Genomic DNA, 18108 nt, shown 5'->3' with positions numbered 1-18108 from the left:
TCTTCCGGGCGGGACGCCCGGGTCCCGCCCGGCACTTCCGGGCGGTCCGGCGGACCCGGATTCAGACCGCCGCGCGGGCGGCGAGCGGGGACTGCTGGAGGGGGACCGGCCGGATCGGGGACGCGGCGTCCGGGGCGGCCTCGACGGGCCGGTCGGCGGGCGGCGCGGTGACCGCGGCCAGGCCGCACGGATCCTCCCGCGTGGCGTACGGCAACCGCAGGACACCGTCCTTGCCGAACACCCCCGCCCCGGTCAGCCACCCCGGCGGCGCCGCCACGTGCCACACCCGCCGGTCCGACGGCCGCCACAGGCCGATCCACGTGCCGCCCACCCCGTCCACCCGCAACGCCACGGCGCACGCCTCCGGCGTCAGCACCTGACCCGGCTGCACCGCGAACGGCGTCATCACGCACTCCGCCGGCCGCAGCCCCTCCGGGAACCGCACCGGCAGCGTCGACCCCAGGACGCCCCAGCCCAGCCGGTGCCGCCCCGGGGAGGGGGCGTCCGAGCGGATCAGCAGCAGCCCGCTGTCCGGGTCGGCCATCACCAGGCGGTCGTCGCTGTCCGCCGAGATCTGCAGCAGCGGCGACACCTCGCAGCCCCGCTCCAGGTCCACCACGACCGTCTTGGTGCGGCCGTCCAGCTCACGGTCGAGGGCCAGCATCCGGCCCTCGCGGTCCAGCCAGACCCCGCCGGAGCAGCGGCCGCGGATCTCGCCCAGGTGCTCCGGGCCGCACGGCCCGCCGGCCACCAGCCACACCGCCGTGGACCCGCCCGGGCTGACCGCCACCGCGTACGCCCGGCGCCCGCCGGGGGCGGGCGGCAGCAGCCGCAGCGCCTCGCCGTCCGGGCACTCCACGGAGCCGACGGCCAGTTCACCCGTGCCGGGACCGGTGGGGTAGAGCAACGTGAAGGTGTGCCGCGCCCCGGCCCTTCGGTGGATCAGCACCCGGCCGTCGCTCAGCGGCTGGACCTCGGCGTCCGGCTCCTCCGGCTGGTTGCCCGGCAGCGGCACGACGTACGGCTCCGGGCCGCCGAGCGCCCACCGCTCGGGCAGCCACGACGCGCCGTCCGCCGCGAGCGTCAGCCGCGCGGCGTACGTCCCGTCCCGGGTCACCAGGCACTCCGGCGCGGGCGGCGGCACGTACGCCACCGGCGGCCGCGGCGGCGCCGTCTGCCGCACCCAGCGGGACGCCGGGTGGGGAGACGTTTCCCCGACGGGTGTCTCCCGGACCCCCTTCAGCACCACCGGCCGCACCCCGCGCACGCCCTGCGGACTCGGAGCGGCGGCGGCCGTCGTCGTCGTGCCGATACCGGTACCGGCACGGGCGCCGGCGTCTGAACCGTCCGGCTCCCCGGCCGCAGGCGTGGCAGCTCCCGCCGATGCGGCAGCTCCCGGCGGGGTGGCAGCCCCCGGCGGGGCGGCGGGCACGTGCGTACCCGGACCCGCGGCCTGGCTCGCGGGCCGGCCCGCCGGCTGACCCGCGGCCGGACCCGCGCCCCGGCCCGTGTCGGGACCCGCGGTCGCAGCCGCTGCCGCGGCGGGCTGCCGGGCCTCCCCGGCGTCCGGCCGCAGCCGGACGGGCCGCACGCCGCGGGCGTTCCGCGGCGGCCGGACGGCGGCACCGGCCGACGGACCCGCGGGAGCCCCGGCGGCCGTCGGCCCGGCGGCGCCCGCCAGGGGAACGGTCAGGGTCCGGACCGCCTGCGTGCCCCGCGGCGGCGGCGCCACCCCCGGGCTGGCCGCGCCCGGCGCCGCCGGGGCCACCGCGAGGACGTACGGCGGCGCCGCTGCCGGGGCCGCCCCAGCGTCGGCCGCCGCGGCGTCCACCGCCTCGGCCTCCTTCGGTTCCGGCATCAGGACCGCCGCATCCGTCTCCGTACTCATGGTCACGTCGTCTCCCGAAACCTCGGTCCGACCTCAGGGGAAAGCCTGGGAGAAGCACAGGCTGTCATCCTCGGTCACCTCCTGTGACGAAACCTAGGTTCGGGTGCGCGCCCGGATGAGCCCCCTGCCCCCGCTTCACCCGTACGTGTGGCCGTCCCGGCGTTCCACCGCCCCGCGGGCCGCCCATGTGCTGGGCCCCCGCCGGTGGGTCCGGGCCTGCCCCCGGCCAGGTAGCCTTGCCCCCGTGCCCCGTCTGTCTGAAGTCACCGCCGCCCTGGAGAACCTCTGGCCCGCCGAGCGCGCCGAGTCCTGGGACGCCGTCGGCACCGTCGTGGGCGACCCGGACCAGGAGGTCACCCGCGTCCTCTTCGCGGTCGACCCGGTCCAGGAGATCGTCGACGAGGCCGTGAAGCTCGGCGCCGGACTGCTGGTCACCCACCACCCGCTCTACCTGCGCGGGACGACGACCGTCGCGGCGTCCACCTTCAAGGGCCGCGTGGTGCACGACCTGATCAGGAACGACGTCGCCCTGCACGTGGCGCACACCAACGCCGACCGGGCCGACCCCGGCGTCTCCGACGCCCTCGCCGGCACCCTGGGGCTGCGCGTGCTGCGCCCCCTGGTCCCGGACCGTGACGACCCGGCCGGCCGGCGGGGCCTCGGCCGCGTCTGCGAACTCGACGCCCCCGTCCCGCTGCGGGAGTTCGCCGCCCGCGCCGCCGCGGCGCTGCCCGCCACCGCGCAGGGCGTCCGGGTGGCCGGCGACCCCGACGCCCCGATCCGCACCGTCGCCGTCAGCGGCGGCTCCGGCGACAGCCTCTTCGACGCCGTCCGCGCCGCGGGCGTCGACGCGTTCCTCACCGCGGACCTACGCCACCACCCGGTGAGCGAGGCCCGCGCGCACAGCCCCCTCGCGCTGCTCGACGCGGCGCACTGGGCCACCGAGTGGCCCTGGTGCCGGCTGGCCGCCGCCCAGCTGGAGGAGATCTCCGAGCGGCACGGCTGGAACCTCCGGGTCCACGTGTCCGCGACGGTCACCGACCCCTGGACCGCCCACGCGGCGTCCACCCACCCCACCCACTGACCTCACTCCCAGGAGCCCCCAACTGAACGCCGCGCCCGCCGACCAGATCCGTCTCCTCGACGTCCAGGCCCTGGACATCCGCCTCCAGCAGCTCGCCCACAAGCGCCGCTCGCTGCCCGAGCACGCCGAGATCGAGTCGCTGACCAAGGACCTCACCCAGCTGCGCGACCTGCTGGTGGCCGCGCAGACCGAGGAGGGCGACTGCGCACGGGAGCAGACCAAGGCCGAGCAGGACGTCGACCAGGTCCGCAAGCGCGCCGCGCGGGACCAGCAGCGCCTCGACTCCGGCGCCGTCTCCTCCCCGAAGGACCTGGAGAACCTGCAGCGCGAGATCACCTCGCTGGCCAAGCGCCAGGGAGACCTGGAGGACGTCGTCCTCGAGGTGATGGAGCGCCGGGAGTCCGCCCAGGCCCGCGTCGCGGAGCTGAACGAGCGCGTCGCCTCCGTGCAGGCCAAGCTGGACGACGCCACGGCCCGCCGTGACGCCGCCACCCAGGAACTCGACGGCGAGGCCGCCTCCGTCACCAAGGAGCGCCAGGTCGTCTCCGCCTCTGTCCCGGCGGACCTCCTCAAGCTGTACGAGAAGCTGCGCGAGCAGCAGGGCGGGGTCGGCGCCGCGCGCCTCTACCAGCGCCGCTGCGAGGGCTGCCAGCTCGAGCTCAACATCACCGAGGTCAACGAGGTCCGCGCCGCGGCCCCGGACGCGGTCGTGCGCTGCGAGAACTGCCGCCGCATCCTGGTCCGCACCTCCGAGTCCGGACTGTAGGGAACGGCAGGGAACGGCAGGAACACGAAGGGGCGCCGCCGGTGCGGGAGTTCGTGATCGAGGCCGACGGCGGGTCACGGGGCAACCCCGGGCCCGCCGGCTACGGCGCGGTGGTCGCCGACGCGGCCACCGGCAAGGTCCTGGTCGAGGCCGCGGAGTACCTGGGCGTCACCACCAACAACGTGGCCGAGTACAGCGGTCTGCTGGCCGGCCTGCGCGCGGTGCGTGAACTCGCCGGGGACGGCGAGGTGTCGGTGCGGGTGCGGATGGACTCCAAGCTGGTCGTCGAGCAGATGTCCGGCCGCTGGAAGATCAAGCACCCCGGCCTCGCCCCGCTCGCCGAGGAGGCCCGCCGGCTGCTCCCGCCGGAACGCGTCACCTACGAGTGGATCCCGCGCAAGGAGAACAAGCACGCGGACCGGCTCGCCAACGAGGCGATGGACGCGGGGGCGCGCGGCGAGGCGTGGATGCCGTCGGGGCGCCCCGCCCCCACGGCCCGGTCCCTCGCGGAGTCCGCGTCCACGGAGCCCGCGCCCGCGGAGCCCGCGCCCGCGGAGGCCGCGCCTGCGGAGGCCGCGTCCACGGGGCCCGCGTCCACGGAGCCCGCGTCCACGGAGCCCGCGCCTGCGGAGGCTGCCCCGACGAGGGCCGCGGCTGCGGGAGCTGCGTCCGCCGAGACTGTGCCCGAGAAGGCCGCGCCCGCCGCGCCCGCCGAGGCCGAGGCCGCGTCCGCGGGGAAGGCGTCGCCGGAGCACGCCCCGGTGGGGGACGGGCCGTCGCGGACGGTGGCGGTGGGGAAGAGGCAGGCCGACGCGCGCGCCGCCGCGAACGTGGCCGCGGCGCCCGCTGCGCGCCAGCGACAGGGCTGGTCGGCACCCGACCTCGGCGCCCCCGCCACCCTGGTACTGCTCCGCCACGGCGAGACCCCGCTGACCCCGCAGAAGCGCTTCTCGGGCAGCGGCGGCAGTGACCCGTCGCTCTCCGGGATCGGCCGGGAGCAGGCCCGCCGCGCCGCCGCTCTCCTCGCCGCCCGCGGCACCGTGCAGGCGATCGTCAGCTCCCCGCTGGCCCGCACCCGGGAGACCGCCGCCGTCGTCGCCGACCGCCTCGGACTCCCCGTCGCGATCGACGAGGGCCTGCGGGAGACCGACTTCGGCGCCTGGGAGGGGCTCACCTTCGGCGAGGTCATGGAGCGCCACCCCGACGACCTCGACGCCTGGCTGGCCTCCCCCGACGCCCGCCCCACCGGCGGCGGCGAGAGCTTCCAGGCCACCGCCGCCCGTGTCGAGGAGGCCCGCGACCGGCTGATCGCCGCCTACGCGGGGCGCACGGTCCTGCTGGTCACCCACGTGACCCCCATCAAGACCATCGTCCGTCTGGCCCTGGGTGCCCCGTCGGAGGCCCTGTTCCGGATGGAACTCTCCGCGGCCTCGATCTCCGCCGTCGCCCACTACGCCGACGGCAACGCCAGCCTCCGCCTCTTCAACGACACCTCCCACCTGCGCTAGGGAAGCGGGCCCGCCCGCCGGACGGGCCCGGACGTCTACGCCCCGACGTGCTTGCGGTACGCGTCCTCGAGGTCGCGGACCTCGACGCTCGCGTGCGCCGTCACGTCGGGCCCGGTCCCCACGTGCTTGCGCAGCAGGGTGAGCACGGCCTGCGCCACCTCCGCCTTGACCTCCTCGGTCCGCCCCCGCTTGAGAGCGACCTCGACGTGTATCACCGCGTGCCCGGGGTCCCCGTCGCCCACGAACGTCTCGTCGACGCTCCGGAACCGGGTCTTGCAGTCGCCGACGGCCGCCCCGGCGACCTCCGTCAGCAGCGGGTGCAGTGCGCGGGCGAAACCGGGACGGTCGAAGGACGCGGTCAGCGAAGCGGAGTGGTCGACGGTGATGTGCGGCATCGGATGCTCCCTGCCAGGTCGGAATTCTGCTGTCGCGGCATCCTCCCGCATCCGCCGTGCCCGGCGGGGGCCCTGTGGAAAACCGTCGCGGAACCAGCGGAACCGGCGGAACCGGCGGAACCAGTGGAACTAGTGGATCTCCCGCACCACGACGTCCAGCGCCCACGGCCGGCCCGCCTTCGCCGGAGGCTCCGCCTCCACCGTGTGCCCGAGGTCCCGCAGCGCCTCCACCAGCTCCGCCGGGTCCTTGGGGTCCGCGCCCCCGCTCAGCAGGGCGCGCACGATCCGTCCCTTGGTGGCCTTGTTGAAGTGGCTCACCACCGAGCGCTTCTCCACGCCGTCCACCATCTGCGCGTGCAGCACCCGCACCGTCGCCGTCCGTCCCGCGACCTCGCCCTTCGGCTTCCAGGCCGCCGCGTACGCCGAGGACCGCAGGTCCAGCACCAGCCCGTCACCGGCCGCCTCGGGCATCACCTCGGCCATCGGCCCCCGCCAGTGCGCGGCCAGCGCGCCCGTGCCCGGCAGCTTCACGCCCATCGAGCAGCGGTACGAGGGGATCGCGTCGGCCACCGAGACCGCGCCCCACAGCCCCGAGAAGACCAGCAGCTGCCGTCCGGCCCGCTCCCGGGCCGCCCCGTCGAGGGTCCCCAGCCCCAGCGCGTCGTACAGCACCCCCGTGTAGATCTCCCCGGCCGGCCGCGCCCCCGCCGTCGGCAGCCCGGCGTTCTTGGCGACCTCCCCGCGCAGGCCCTCGCTCAGCCCGAGAACCTCCCGCGCCTTCTCCTCGTCGCCGGAACAGAGCTCCACCAGCTCCTCCAGCACCGCGCGCCGCGCCCCGGTCAGCCCGGGCAGCGACAACGACTCCAGCCGCACCGGGGCGCCGTCACCGGACGGCGCCTTGCCTTCGGACGGGGGCAGCAGGACGAGCACGGGGAACTCCTTCGGGTTCAGGGGACCCCGCCAGCCTACGACGCGCCGGAAGCCCGCCCGGCCCACCGGGGAGACCACCCCGCCCCCGCCGGGGGACCGCCGGACCGGCCCGGTCGGCGGCGGACCCCGCGCCCGGTAGCATGGTCCCCACGGCAGACGAGCCGGGCGGGCGGCCGCGTGAGTGCCTCAGGGCGCTCCCGAGGAACGTCCGGGCTCCACAGGGCAGGGTGGTGGCCAACGGCCACCCGGGGTGACCCGCGGGACAGTGCCACAGAAAGCAGACCGCCGGGGACCTCGGTCCTCGGTAAGGGTGAAACGGTGGTGTAAGAGACCACCAGTGCCCAGGGTGACCTGGGCAGCTAGGTAAACCCCACCTGGAGCAAGGTCAAGAGGGGGTACTGCGGTACCCCTGCGCGGACGATCGAGGGCGGCCCGCCCGATGTCCGCGGGTAGACCGCTGGAGGCCGGTGGCAACACCGGTCCTAGATGGATGGCCGTCGCCCCGAGGTCCGCGAGGACCCCGGGGAACAGAACCCGGCGTACAGCCCGACTCGTCTGTCTTCACGGCCCTGACCTGGGGAATCCCGGATCGGGGCCGTTCGCATGCGGTCGGAGTCGTCAGCATGCTCTCTGGCACGCTGACCCTGCGGTGGGACCCAAGCCTTCCCGCCGCTGCCGGCCGGAGCCTCAGCTCCCGTGAGGGTGCGGCCGCCCCGCCGGGTCAGGCGGAGGTGGTGGAGTCCGTGCGGGGGAGGGTTTCGCCGCGGAAGAACTCGGGGCGGCGGATCCGCTGGACGATCATCACGGCGGCGCCCAGCAGCAGCACGGTGACGCCGAGGATGAAGACCAGGCCCACGCCGCCGATCTGCGACCCGGAGCCGTAGGACGGGTCCATCGAGTCGTAGCAGGTCTGGACGAAGAAGATCAGGAGCAGGACGCCGCCGAGGCCGGGCAGCAGGCCCTTCATCAGGAAGGGCCGGATCCCGCGACGGAGCTCCTTGCGGAAGTACCAGACACAGGCGAGCGCGGTGATGCCGTAGTAGAAGCAGACCATCATGCCGAGCGCGGTGATGGTGTCCCACAGGACGTCCTCGGAGAGGATCCGCATGACGGCGTAGAAGGCCGAGGCCACCAGCGCGGCGGCGACCGTCGCGTACCCGGGGGACTGGAACCGCGGGGTGATCCGGGCGTAGGACGGCGGCAGGGCGCCGTAGTGGCCCATGGCGAGCATGGTGCGGGCGGGCGAGACGAAGGTCGACTGCAGGGACGCCGTCGAGGAGGAGAGCACGGCGAGGGACATCAGGATCGCCATCGGTCCCATCACCGGGCCGGCGAGGGCCGCGAAGACGTTCTCCTGGATGTCCTCGTTGCCGAGTCCGTGCGCGCCGTCGGTGACGCCCGCGTAGCTGAGCACGCCCAGGGCCACCGCCATGTAGAGGGCGACGATCACCAGGATCGTGGTCAGGGCCGCGCGTCCCGGCGTGGTGGCCGAGCCCTTGGTCTCCTCGTTGATGGTCAGGACGACGTCCCAGCCCCAGTAGATGAAGACGGAGAGGGAGATGCCCGCGGCGAAGGAGGAGAAGGAGTCGACCGCGAAGGGGTTGAACCACTCCGGGCTGATCGCGGAGGCGTCGAAGGCGGTCCCGTCGACGACGTGGCCGAAGGCGGCGGCGGAGAACCAGACGAGGACGACGACCTGGAAGGTCACCAGGACGTACTGGACGGCCTTGGTGGCCTCGAGCCCCCGGTAGGAGATCCAGCAGGCCAGCGCCATGAACACCAGACAGGTGGCCACGTTGACCGGGACGTTGCGGGTGAGGTCGGCCAGCGCGTCGTCACCCGTGATCTGGGCGAGGAGCAGGTAGAAGAAGTCGACCGCGATGCCCGCCAGGTTGGACAGCACCAGGATGGTGGCGGCCAGCAGGCCCCAGCTGCCCATCCAGCCCACCCACGGCCCGAAGGCCCGGGACGCCCAGGTGAAGGTGGTGCCGGCGTCCGGCATCGCCCGGTTCAGTTCCCGGTACCCGACGGCGACCAGCAGCATGGGTATGAAGCCCACGAGGAAGATCGCAGGAAGCTGCTCGCCCACCACGGCGGCGGACGGGCCCAGGGCGCCCGAGAGGGTGTAGGCCGGCGCGATGCAGGAGACCCCGATGACGACCGCGCCCAGCAGGCCGACGCGGCCTTTGGCCAGGCCTTTGCCGCCGCTGTCGTTCTCGCCGGAGGTCGTCGCGCCCGCAACGGGAGTGGTCATGATGGTTCTCCGTCCATGTGTGGCACGACCACCATCGGAATGGGCAGGTGCCGGAGGATTCTGGCTGCGGTGGTGCCGAGGAAGGTGCGTCGGCGCGGGGCGAGGCGGGAGGAGCCGATCAGCAGGATGCTGCGCGGCTCCCAGTCGATCGACTCGACGGCCTGCTGCATGGTCCGGCCCTGCCCGATCTCCACGGCGGCCCGGCCGTCGGGGACGTCCTGCGCGGCGGTGACGATCAGTTCCGTGGCGCGCTGCCGGGCCGGCTCCTCCGCGCCCTGGTGCTCGTCCAGCTCCAGGAGCGAGACGAGGTGCAGGTCGAGGCCGGTGCGCCGGGCGGCCTCCACGGACTCCCGCACCACCTGCTGCGCCCCGGGCCGGGTGCCGACGGCGCAGTAGATCCGCTCCAGCAGGCCGTGCGACGTGTAGCGGCGGGGCACCAGGGCGACCGGGACCGGTGAGGCGTGCAGGAGCTGAGTGGCGACCGGCCCGACGGTGAAGCCGGGGCCGCCCCCGGACGCCGTGCCGACCACGATCAGGCGGGCGTCGAGGTCGGCGGCGGCCTCCAGGATGCCCTGGGCGATCGAACGGTGCCGGCGGACGTGGGTCTCGACCGGCACCTCGGACGGGACGGAGGCCCGCGCCTCCTCGAGCCACTGCCGGGCCTGGCGCTCGACCAGCGACTCGAAGTCCGGGGCGGGAGGGTAGACCGCGCCGAACGGGGCGTCGGACCGGACCACCAGCACGATGTCGAGGACCGCGCCCAGGGAGCGGGCGAGGTCCGCGCCCAGCCGCAGGGCCACCTTGCTCCGCTCGTCGCCCCCGTAGGCGACGACGTAATGCGGGGTGTGCGGGGCGCTCACGGCGCCTCCACGGCGGCGGTGCCGGCGAGCTCGCCGATGATGTCCTCCGCGGTGATCCGGCCCATCCGCAGCGCGCCCTCGACGTGCTGGTAGCCCTCGGCGGCCAGGTCGGAGCAGGCCCAGTGGATCGGGCCGACCGGGGTGCGCTGGTCGGCGCCGTACCGGGTGAGGCCGCCGAGGTCGAAGCTGGCGGCGTAGGCGCCGCGGGTCCACTCCTCGCTGCCCCAGTCGGACTCGTAGTAGACGACCGGCTCGAGCGCCCGGTCGCCGAGGTAGGAGGCGATGGACTCGAGGATCCGGCGGCGGCGTTCCTCGGCGGGCAGCGCGAAGGCGGCGTCGGCCCTCTCCTCGGCGACGAAGGCGACCAGGGTGCCGCGGGTGTCGCCGTGGTTGGTGTTGTCGTACACCTCCTGGACCAGCCGGCCGGCGCCGAACCCGGTGCCGGAGAGGCCGTCCTCGCGCCAGAAGGGCGTCTCGTAGACCGCGTGCACCTTGATCACCAGGCCGAGCGAGAAGTGCTGGTGGAGCTGGTGCTGGCGGCGCGGCAGCGGCGGCTCGTAGGAGACCCGGCTGTACAGGTTCGGCGGCACCGCCATGATCACCTTCTTGGCCCGCACGGTGACGCGGTCGGAGATCACGGTGACGCCCGCCTCGTCCCGGCGGATCGTCCGCACCGGGGTGGACAGGTGCACGTCGTCCCCGAGCGCGGCGGCCATCGACCGGCTGACCGACTGCATGCCGCCGACCACCCGCCGGTCGAGGATGAAGTCCTCGTCGACCAGGTGGGAGAAGGAGCCCGCGGACGCCGCCATCAGGACCGCCTGCAGGGCGGAGAAGGAGTGGGCGGGCTTGGTGAGCATGCCGCCGGCGATGAAGAGGCCGACGTTCTGGCAGGCCTCCTCGTCGTCGGACTGCTCGCGCAGCCAGTGGTGGAAGGAGATCGTGTCGAGCTCACGGGCCCGGGGGTGCGCCCACGGCTCGGAGGGGCCGATCTCGGCGGCGAGCCCGTCGAGGATCTCGATCAGCCGCTCCATCTCGCCGGCGGTCCGGTCGCCGACCGGGAAGCGGTCCCCGGTGTACCGGGTGCGGGTGCCGTCCGGGGCGATGTACACCGAGTCGCCGTCCCGGTAACGGGGGTAGGTCGAGAGGCCGAGCTCGTCGAGCAGGCCGAGCAGTTCGCTCTGGTCGGGCGAGACCCACTGCCCGCCGATCTCCAGCCAGGCGCCGTCCACGGTGTCGCTCCACGTGCGCCCGCCGACCCGGTCACGGGCTTCCAGTACGGCGACGTCGAGACCGGCCTCGGAGAGGCGGCGGGCGGCCATCAGGCCGGCCGGTCCGGCGCCGACCACGACGACATCGCGCTCGAGGGTGAGGGGGGTGGGCTGGGGGGTGTGCATGGCGCTTCTTCCGGACGGCAATATGAATGCCGCTCATTTAGCCTGGGTCCCGGGCGTCCCGTCAATAGCCCCGGGCAAAGAGTCCACCGACCGAACGAACAACGCCGCAGACGGGGCGAAGCGGGAGCAAGGGGATCGGCGCCGAATCCGGAAGGATCACCGGAACGGCCTCATGAGATCGTTGCACGGTGACTGCCGCCGAACAGCCGCGACGCCGCGGGCGCCCCACGACGCCACTGCTCTCGCAGGAGAAGATCACCCGGGCGGCGGTGGAGCTGATCGGCGTCCGCGGTTACGAGGCGCTGACGATGGCGGCGCTGGCGCGGCGGCTGGGGGTGGCCCCGTCCGCCCTCTACAACCACGTGACCTCCAAGCGCCAGCTGCTGCTGTGGCTCCAGGACCACGTCAACCGGGAGATCGACTGCTCCGGCTTCGGCGCCCGGCCCTGGGACGCGGCGCTGGAGGCGTGGGCGCACTCCTACCGCGAGGCGTACGCGCGCCATTCGCTGCTCGTCCCGGTGATCGCCGTCACGCCCATCGCGGGCTCCCCGCACACCGTCGCGATGTACGAGAAGGTCGCCGCGGGGCTGCGCGACGGCGGGTGGCCCGACGACCAGATCATGGACGTCGTCGTGGCCGTGGAGTCCTTCGTCCTCGGGTCGGCCCTGGACGCGGCCGCGCCCGACGACATCTTCGACGTCCCGGGCGGCCAGGCGCCCGTGCTGGCGGAGGTGGTGGGCGCCCGGGTGGGCAGGGACGCCGCCAGGGCGGCCTTCGACCTCGGGCTCGCCACGGTGCTGGCCGGCCTGCGCGACCGGTGGAGGGCCTTCCAGGGCTGAGCCGGGCCGGCGTCCGGGCCCGGCTGCGCGGGGCCGGGCCTCGGTGTGCCTCCCCCGCCGGGCGTCAGTCCTGCCGGCTGCGGGCGTAGTGGCGCTGGGCCTTGGCGCGGTTGCCGCAGCCGGCCATGGAGCACCAGCGGCGGGTGCCGTTCTTCGAGACGTCGAAGAAGTGCAGCACGCACGCCGGGTTGGCGCACGCCCTGATGCGGTCGGGGCGCGCGGCCAGCAGGTCCAGCCAGTCGGCGGCGGCGGCCCAGGCGGGCAGCCAGGACGCCTCGTCCACCTCGACCGAGGTGTCCGGGCCGGACGGGGTGAGTGACGGGCGCAGCCGGCCGTGCGCCAGGACGGCGTTGAGGGCCTCGACCGCCTCGGGGGAGGGGTGCTCGGGGTCGGCCACCGCCAGGTCAAGGGCCGCGCGGGCGGTCAGGAGCCGGGCGCGGGTGGTCCCGTCCGGCTCGAAGGCGGCTCCGGCGACCGCGCCGGTGCGCACGACGGTGGCGGTGGCGGTGGCGGTGTCCGCGCCGGTGTTCGCGGCGGTGGCGGTCGCGAGGAGGCGGTGGGTGCGGACGCCGGACAGCCACACCGCGGTTCCGGCGAGGGTGTCCAGCAGGTCGTGAGGCCCGTCGGCGTCGATCCAGCGGGTGTTGAGCAGGTCCACCGCCAGGGGTTCCCCGGTCAGCGGGCGGGGGTCGGCGTCCGTACCCGCCGCCCGGACGTCCCCGTCCCCGCGCCCGTCCCCGGTTCCGGCTCCGTCTCCGGCTTCTCGTTCCACCGTCCGGTCCCTCCGTGTGCCCGCCGTTCCGCTGTCGTCGCCGTCGAGTTTAACCGGTCATCGGGCGATAGGCGGTTGCGCGTTCGGCTACCTAACCTCTAAATTCAGTTTCAGTGGTTACGAGATCCGCTCTTAGCCCCTACACGGAGGCATGTGATCCCCCATGGGCACGTACAAGAACCTGCAGACCGGTCATGTCGCGCTGAACGTCGTCGAGTTGGAGCGGTCGCTCGCCTTCTACCGGGAGGTGTTCGACTTCGAGGTGATCGCCGAGGGCAAGGACGAGGGCCGCCGCTGGGTGTTCCTCGGGCGCGACGGCCGGCTGCTGGTGGCGCTCTGGCAGCAGAGCGAGGGCGGCTTCACCGCCGACCGGGCCGGGCTGCACCACCTGTCGTTCCAGGTCGACACGGTCGAGGAGGTCCAGGAGGCCGAGCGGGTGCTGACGGCGCTGGGCGCGGAGTTCGCCTACGAGGGCGTCGTGCCGCACGGCGAGAACGGCACCTCCGGCGGCATCTTCTTCACCGACCCCGACGGCATCCGGCTGGAGATCTACGCCCCCACCGGCGCCGACCCCGCCAAGGCCCCGGTCGCCGGGGCGCCGACCTGCGGCTTCTTCTAGGCCCCGCCGCCGTCGTCGTCGTCACCCGTTCCGTCCGAAGGGAAGCCGTGTCCAGGTATCACAGCGGAGAAAGAGCGGTGCAGGAGCGCGCCGGGCTCGCGGAGCAGGCGGCGTTCTCGCTCGGGGGGATCGGTGACGGCGTGCCGCCCGTCGCCCGGGACTTCCTCGCCGAGCAGCCGATGATCGTGGTGGGGGCGGCGGACGCGAAGGGGCGGCTCTGGGCCACCCTGCTCACCGGGCCTCCGGGGTTCCTCCGCGTCCCCGGCCCCCGGACGCTGCTGGTCAACGCCGCGCCGGCACCCGGCGACCCCCTCGACGACGTCCTGCGCGGCGCCGGCCGCGGCGGACACGGGCTCCAGGTCGGCATGATCGCCGTCGAGACGGCCACCCGCCGCCGGATGCGGATCAACGGCCGCGCCCGGTGGACGGGGGACGGCCTCCAGGTCGGCGTCGACCAGGTCGTCGCCAACTGCCCCAAGTACCTGCAGAAGCGGGAGTACCGGTGGGCGGAGGGCGGAACCGGCGGCGGAAGAACCGGGGGCGGCGGGCGGGCGGCCGGTGCGGCCGTCTCCGTCGGCCGGGCCCTCGATCCGGCGCAGCGGGCCGCCGTCACCGCCGCCGACACCTTCTTCGTCGCCACGGCCGGCGGTGACGGCGACGCCGACGCCTCCCACCGGGGCGGCAACCCCGGCTTCGTGCGGGTGCTGTCGCCCACCCTGCTGCGCTGGCCCGACTACACCGGCAACGCCATGTTCCTCACCCTCGGCAACCTCCAGCTCAACGACGCCGCCGGCCTGCTCTTCCCGGACTGGCGGACCGGAACGCTGCTCCACCTGACCGGCACCGCGAGGGTCCTCTGGGACCCGGCGGAGGCGGCCCGGGTGCCGGGGGCGCAGCGGCTGGTCGAGTTCGCGGTGGCCGGGGTGCGGGAGCTCGCCGGCGCGTCCCCGCTGCGGTGGTCCGATCCCGCCTACTCCCGCTTCAACCCGCCCACCGTCTGACCCCGCCCCCACGAACGGAGCCTGCCGCCATGCGCATCGCCGTCGACACGGACCTCTGCCAGAACCACGGGCAGTGCGTCTTCGCCGCGCCGGAGATCTTCTCCTTCGACGACGACGAGAACCTGCTGTACGAGGAGAACCCCGACCCGGCGCTGCGGGAACAGGCCGAGCGGGCCGCCGCCTCGTGCCCCGTGCGGGCCGTCGCCGTGCACGCGTCCGCGCCCCCGGACGCGCCGTGACGTCCGGCGGGGCCTGCTGGCGGGGCGGCCGGGCGGTGGTCGTCGGGGCCTCGTCGGCCGGACTCCGGGCGGCGGAGACGCTGCGCGCCCGCGGCTGGGACGGACCGCTGACGATCGTCGGCGAGGAGTGTCAACTGCCGTACCGGCGGCCGCCCTTGTCGAAGGACGTGCTGCTGTCGGAGGAGGAGCCGGAGCCCGTCCGGCTGCCGGTGTCCGCGTCGCTCGGCGCGCGGTGGCTGCTGGGCCGCCGCGCCGTGCGGCTCGACACCCGGGCCCGCCGCGTCACGCTGTCGGACGGCACGGAACTCGACTACGACGGGCTGGTGGTCGCCACCGGGGCGCGGGCCCGCGCCCCCCGCTCCGCATCGCCGGGCGTGTTCACCCTGCGCGACTGGGACGACGCGGTCGCGCTGCGGGCGCGGCTGCTGCCCGGGCGGTCGGTGGTGGTCATGGGCGGAGGCTTCCTCGCCTGCGAGATCGCCGACGCGGCGCGGGCGCGGGGGGCCTCGGTGACCCTGGTGACGCGGGGCGAGGGGCCGCTGGCCCGTGCCCTGGGCCGGGAGGCGGGCGCGTACGTGGCCGCCCTGCAGGGCGAGGCCGGCATCCGGGCGCGGACCCGCGCGGAGGTCACCGGTTTCCGCACCGGAGCGGACGGGGCGCCGCGTGCCGTCGAGCTGGCGGACGGGTCGTCGGTCCCCGCCGACACGGTGGTGGCGGCGCTCGGCGCCGTGCCGGCCGTGGACTGGCTCACCGGCTCCGGCCTCCTGCTGGACGGCGGCGTGGTCTGCGACCCCTGGCTCAGGGTGCTGCGGGCGGACGGGACGGTGGCGGAGGGGGTGGTGGCCGCGGGCGACGTGGCCCGGGTGCCGCAGACCCTCGCCGGCGGCGCGCGCCTGCCCACCGGCCACTGGGCCGACGCCCTCGCCCAGGGCGCGGTGGCCGCCGCCACACTGGCCGCGGGCCCGTCGGAGCCGTACACCGTGGTGCCGTCCTTCTGGTCCGACCTGCACGGCGCGAGGCTGCGCGGGGTCGGGCTGCCCTCCCGGGCGGAGGAGGCGCGGGTGGCCGAGTACGACGTGCCGGGGCGGCGGCTGGAGATCACCTACCACCGCAACGGCCGGCCGGTCGGCGCGCTCACCGTCGGGCGCATGTCCCGGCTGGCCGCGCACCGGGCCGAACTCGCCTCGACGGCGGCCGAGTCGGCGGCCGAGTCGGCAGTCGAGCCGGTGGCCGAGTCGGGCACCGTCCGGTAGCGCGGACGGTTGCCGCGACCGCCGTGACGCCGCGGGGGGCCGCCGCGACGCCGCGGGGGCCGCCGTGACGCCGCCGCCGGGGCAGCCGCGCCGCGGTGCGCGGCGCCCGTTCAGGAGACCGGGTGGCCGGCGGCGTCGGTCCGGTCGGACTGGCTGGAGAACTTGTTGAGGAAGACGTCGTAGTGGCCGTCGGGACGGCGGGCGAGGGTGGCGCCGTCCTGCCAGACGCCGTTCTCGGTCCACCACGGGGAGCCCGCCGGGTCGCCCTGGTTCTGGTGGATGTTGTGCATGCCGAGGTCCCCCTCGGGGTCGTCGTCGAAGGGTTCGCCGAAGACCAGGACCTGCTGCCCGGGGACCAGGATCGCCTCCAGGGCCAGCGCCGCGTCGAGGTTGGACCCCGCCTGCCACGGGTGGGAGCCGGCCAGGTCCAGGAGGTCCTGGAGCCAGGAGGGCGGGCGGCGCAGGAACAGCACGCCGGAGCGGTCCGCCAGCGCGGCGTGGCGCAGGTGGTCCAGTGCGCCGGAGTCCGGGGTGCGCGGCAGTTCGTGGTAGCCCGGGGGCAGGGCGGCGGCCGGGCCCAGCGCCTCGGACGGGACGGTGAACGTCCTCCACCGGACGCCGACCGCCGACGCGTGGCTGTCGACGTCGACGGCGCAGTGGTAGCGCCCGGCGGGGGCGTCGACCTCGAGGTTGACGTGGAACCAGCGGCCCTGGCTGTCGGGCCGGTCGCGGTGGTGGCGGTGCAGGGTTCCGGAGAGGGCGCCGTAGTGGACGAAGGGCATGCCGTCAGTGAACCAGCCGGTGCCACCGGCTCCCGGCACCGTACGCGGCCGGTGTCACCCGCTTGCCGCAGGGGAGGCGCGACGGCGCCGCAGCGGAAGGCGGAGCACGGTCACCTCCCGCTTCCCCGGACCGGCGCCTGCCTCGCGGACTCCGGCTGCTGCCCCAGCACCGCGCCGAGGCAGCCGCGGCGTGCGCGGGGGAGGCACGCCGCGGCCCGCGGGCGCGGGGCGGCCCCGCGGGGGTGCGGGGCGGCGGCGACGGACGCGGCGCGTCGACCCGGTCAGGCCGAGCCCGCGGCCAGCAGGGCGACGTGCGGGAGGACGAGGAGGCCGTCGTCGCCGAGGAGCGGCGCGGCGAGGGCGTCGAACTCCTTGCGGACCGCGTCGATCACGTCCTGCGGCTGCGCCGCGACCAGGGCGCCCGTGGGACCCACGCCGCCCGCCGTGCCCGCCCACCAGCGGTCGGGCTCCACGCGGTGCTCGAAGCGGACCGTCGCGCAGGTCACCCCGGTGAACCCGGCCCCGGCGAGGAGCGCGGCCACGCCCTCCTCGGTGCGCGGGAAGTCCTCCTCCGGCGCGATCGGCGGAAGCGCCGGAGGCAGATCCACACCGGCCGCGGCGACGGCCCGGTGCGCCAGGCTCTGGCCGACGCCTCTCTCCTCGCCCCACAGGGCCAGGGCGACCCGGCCGCCGTCCCCGGTGACCCGGCGCAGCTCGGCGGCCGCGGTGCGCGGGCGGCCCACGTGGTCGAGCACGAAGTTGGCCAGCACGGCGTCGAACGTGCCGTCCACGAAGGGAAGTTCGGGCAGTGCGGCGACCCGGACGTCCGCCTCCGGAACCGCCTCGGCCGCCCACTGGGTCATGTCCGGTTCGGCGTCGACGGCGCTCACGATGGCCCTGGCCCGGCAGGCCGCGGCGGCGACCGCCCCCGTGCCCGTGCCGACGTCCAGCACCCGGGCTCCGGGGCCGACCTTCGCGGCCTCGACCAGTGCGGGGACGGTGTGCGCGCACAGACCCGCGAAGGTGGCGGCGTACGCCGAGGCGCGCCCGTCCCAGATGCGCCGCTCGGCTTCGTCGAATGCAGTCATGTTCATCGGGGCATGGTACGAACCCCCGTACAGAAATGGGTGTCTGACGGCGTGTCCGACAGGTGAACCGGTGGTGCCGCGCTGACGCGCGCTCCCGAACGCGCCGGTTGTTGCGGGAGGACGAAGGCGGTGTGGCGGTCGCCTTACGGCCCGGCCGCCTCCCTTGTCCGCCCGGGAAGCCGCTGCCTAGGGTCATGGCCATGCGGACATTCCTGCGGCTCACCAAGAGGCGCGCCGTCGACCTGATGCGCGTCGCCACCTCCGTCTGTCGCTGAGCCCCTCGCCCGGCCCCGGCCCCGGCGTCCCGCCGGCCGCGCCGGCCGCGGCGCGTACGCACGTCGTGCCGCGGGGCCGGTGACGCGCGGTACCCGGCCCGCGCCCGCGCCGACGCCCGCACGGCCCCGTGCCGCACAGCACGGACCCGTGGCCGTAC

At 75.3% G+C, this 18108-nt stretch carries 18 protein-coding genes and 1 other RNA gene; 10 read left to right on the top strand and 9 right to left on the bottom strand.

Annotation, left to right across the window (positions count from 1 at the left end):
- Positions 1-61 precede the first annotated feature (61 nt).
- Positions 62-1153, bottom strand: coding sequence for a hypothetical protein (locus ABZ836_RS03920; RefSeq protein ID WP_361139347.1), 1092 nt, complete (start codon positions 1151-1153; stop codon positions 62-64).
- A gap of 979 nt (positions 1154-2132) precedes the next feature.
- Here ABZ836_RS03920 and ABZ836_RS03915 point away from each other — a divergent pair.
- Genes ABZ836_RS03915 through ABZ836_RS03905 form a run of 3 tightly spaced genes read left to right on the top strand, consistent with a single transcriptional unit; the run spans position 2133 to position 5246 of the window.
- Positions 2133-2972 (top strand): Nif3-like dinuclear metal center hexameric protein, encoded by an 840-nt coding sequence (locus tag ABZ836_RS03915; RefSeq protein WP_361138966.1) that lies wholly within the window; start codon positions 2133-2135, stop codon positions 2970-2972.
- 22 nt (positions 2973-2994) lie between these two features.
- On the top strand, positions 2995-3738 hold the full coding sequence (locus ABZ836_RS03910; protein ID WP_356131564.1) for a C4-type zinc ribbon domain-containing protein: 744 nt from the start codon (positions 2995-2997) through the stop codon (positions 3736-3738).
- Between the two features lie 41 nt (positions 3739-3779).
- On the top strand, positions 3780-5246 hold the full coding sequence (locus ABZ836_RS03905; protein WP_361138963.1) for a bifunctional RNase H/acid phosphatase: 1467 nt from the start codon (positions 3780-3782) through the stop codon (positions 5244-5246).
- 35 nt (positions 5247-5281) lie between these two features.
- On the opposite strand, the gene ABZ836_RS03900 is transcribed toward ABZ836_RS03905, so the two are convergent.
- Entirely contained in the window at positions 5282-5641 is a 360-nt protein-coding gene (locus ABZ836_RS03900) for an isomerase (protein WP_361138960.1), read from the bottom strand.
- A gap of 129 nt (positions 5642-5770) precedes the next feature.
- The gene (yaaA, locus tag ABZ836_RS03895; protein ID WP_361138957.1) at positions 5771-6571 is read right to left on the bottom strand and encodes a peroxide stress protein YaaA; all 801 of its coding nucleotides are present in this window, start codon (positions 6569-6571) and stop codon (positions 5771-5773) included.
- Positions 6572-6728: 157 nt separating this feature from the next.
- Here yaaA and rnpB point away from each other — a divergent pair.
- Positions 6729-7129, top strand: an RNA gene (gene rnpB / locus ABZ836_RS03890) — RNase P RNA component class A.
- A gap of 163 nt (positions 7130-7292) precedes the next feature.
- On the opposite strand, the gene ABZ836_RS03885 is transcribed toward rnpB, so the two are convergent.
- From ABZ836_RS03885 to ABZ836_RS03875, 3 genes are read right to left on the bottom strand one after another with little or no spacing between them, the layout of a single operon-like run.
- On the bottom strand, positions 7293-8825 hold the full coding sequence (locus ABZ836_RS03885) for an APC family permease (RefSeq protein ID WP_361138954.1): 1533 nt from the start codon (positions 8823-8825) through the stop codon (positions 7293-7295).
- Positions 8822-9685: a universal stress protein gene (locus ABZ836_RS03880; protein ID WP_361138951.1), complete on the bottom strand. Its 864-nt coding sequence runs from the start codon at positions 9683-9685 to the stop codon at positions 8822-8824. The genes ABZ836_RS03885 and ABZ836_RS03880 overlap by 4 nt, the downstream gene beginning before the upstream one ends.
- Positions 9682-11082, bottom strand: coding sequence for an FAD-dependent oxidoreductase (locus tag ABZ836_RS03875; protein ID WP_361138948.1), 1401 nt, complete (start codon positions 11080-11082; stop codon positions 9682-9684). Before ABZ836_RS03875 ends, ABZ836_RS03880 begins: the two co-directional genes overlap by 4 nt.
- A gap of 188 nt (positions 11083-11270) precedes the next feature.
- Here ABZ836_RS03875 and ABZ836_RS03870 point away from each other — a divergent pair, with 188 nt between their 5' ends.
- Positions 11271-11921 carry a TetR/AcrR family transcriptional regulator gene (locus tag ABZ836_RS03870; protein ID WP_361138945.1) on the top strand — a complete coding sequence of 217 codons (651 nt, stop codon included), beginning with the start codon at positions 11271-11273 and terminating at the stop codon, positions 11919-11921.
- 64 nt (positions 11922-11985) lie between these two features.
- Here the strand turns inward: ABZ836_RS03870 and ABZ836_RS03865 are convergent, their stop codons facing one another.
- Positions 11986-12600, bottom strand: coding sequence for a CGNR zinc finger domain-containing protein (locus ABZ836_RS03865; protein ID WP_356131561.1), 615 nt, complete (start codon positions 12598-12600; stop codon positions 11986-11988).
- Positions 12601-12856: 256 nt separating this feature from the next.
- On the opposite strand from ABZ836_RS03865, the gene ABZ836_RS03860 reads away from it, so the two are divergent.
- Genes ABZ836_RS03860 through ABZ836_RS03845 form a run of 4 tightly spaced genes read left to right on the top strand, consistent with a single transcriptional unit; the run spans position 12857 to position 15805 of the window.
- A complete protein-coding gene (locus ABZ836_RS03860) occupies positions 12857-13312 on the top strand; it encodes a VOC family protein (RefSeq protein ID WP_356131181.1) in 456 nt (151 codons plus the stop codon).
- 47 nt (positions 13313-13359) lie between these two features.
- A complete protein-coding gene (locus tag ABZ836_RS03855; protein ID WP_356131180.1) occupies positions 13360-14313 on the top strand; it encodes a pyridoxamine 5'-phosphate oxidase family protein in 954 nt (317 codons plus the stop codon).
- 29 nt (positions 14314-14342) lie between these two features.
- On the top strand, positions 14343-14552 hold the full coding sequence (locus ABZ836_RS03850) for a ferredoxin (RefSeq protein WP_356131178.1): 210 nt from the start codon (positions 14343-14345) through the stop codon (positions 14550-14552).
- A complete protein-coding gene (locus ABZ836_RS03845) occupies positions 14549-15805 on the top strand; it encodes an NAD(P)/FAD-dependent oxidoreductase (protein ID WP_356131176.1) in 1257 nt (418 codons plus the stop codon). The genes ABZ836_RS03850 and ABZ836_RS03845 overlap by 4 nt, the downstream gene beginning before the upstream one ends.
- A gap of 110 nt (positions 15806-15915) precedes the next feature.
- Here ABZ836_RS03845 and ABZ836_RS03840 read toward each other — a convergent pair whose 3' ends face one another.
- Positions 15916-16587, bottom strand: a complete 672-nt coding sequence (locus ABZ836_RS03840) for a DUF2278 family protein (RefSeq protein ID WP_356131174.1) — start codon at positions 16585-16587, stop codon at positions 15916-15918.
- A gap of 281 nt (positions 16588-16868) precedes the next feature.
- Positions 16869-17675, bottom strand: a complete 807-nt coding sequence (locus ABZ836_RS03835) for a methyltransferase domain-containing protein (protein ID WP_356131558.1) — start codon at positions 17673-17675, stop codon at positions 16869-16871.
- Between the two features lie 194 nt (positions 17676-17869).
- On the opposite strand from ABZ836_RS03835, the gene ABZ836_RS03830 reads away from it, so the two are divergent.
- Positions 17870-17950, top strand: coding sequence for a putative leader peptide (locus ABZ836_RS03830; protein ID WP_356131555.1), 81 nt, complete (start codon positions 17870-17872; stop codon positions 17948-17950).
- The last annotated feature ends 158 nt before the right edge of the window (positions 17951-18108 follow it).

The sequence above is a fragment of the Streptomyces sp. NPDC047130 genome, assembly GCF_040643475.1.
In the GTDB taxonomy this organism is placed as follows: Bacteria; Actinomycetota; Actinomycetes; order Streptomycetales; family Streptomycetaceae; genus Streptomyces.
The sequence above is the reverse complement of the archived record's forward strand: the minus strand, read 5'-3'. Positions and strand labels throughout refer to the sequence as shown.

Excerpts from the sequence above, each read along its gene's own strand:
- ABZ836_RS03900 (WP_361138960.1), bottom strand. The coding sequence starts at position 5,641 with ATGCCGCACATCACCGTCGACCACTCCGCTTCGCTGACCGCGTCCTTC.
- ABZ836_RS03835 (WP_356131558.1), bottom strand. The coding sequence starts at position 17,675 with ATGACTGCATTCGACGAAGCCGAGCGGCGCATCTGGGACGGGCGCGCC.
- ABZ836_RS03860 (WP_356131181.1), top strand. The coding sequence starts at position 12,857 with ATGGGCACGTACAAGAACCTGCAGACCGGTCATGTCGCGCTGAACGTC.
- ABZ836_RS03875 (WP_361138948.1), bottom strand. The coding sequence starts at position 11,082 with ATGCACACCCCCCAGCCCACCCCCCTCACCCTCGAGCGCGATGTCGTC.
- ABZ836_RS03840 (WP_356131174.1), bottom strand. The coding sequence starts at position 16,587 with ATGCCCTTCGTCCACTACGGCGCCCTCTCCGGAACCCTGCACCGCCAC.
- ABZ836_RS03830 (WP_356131555.1), top strand. The coding sequence starts at position 17,870 with ATGGCCATGCGGACATTCCTGCGGCTCACCAAGAGGCGCGCCGTCGAC.
- ABZ836_RS03850 (WP_356131178.1), top strand. The coding sequence starts at position 14,343 with ATGCGCATCGCCGTCGACACGGACCTCTGCCAGAACCACGGGCAGTGC.
- ABZ836_RS03885 (WP_361138954.1), bottom strand. The coding sequence starts at position 8,825 with ATGACCACTCCCGTTGCGGGCGCGACGACCTCCGGCGAGAACGACAGC.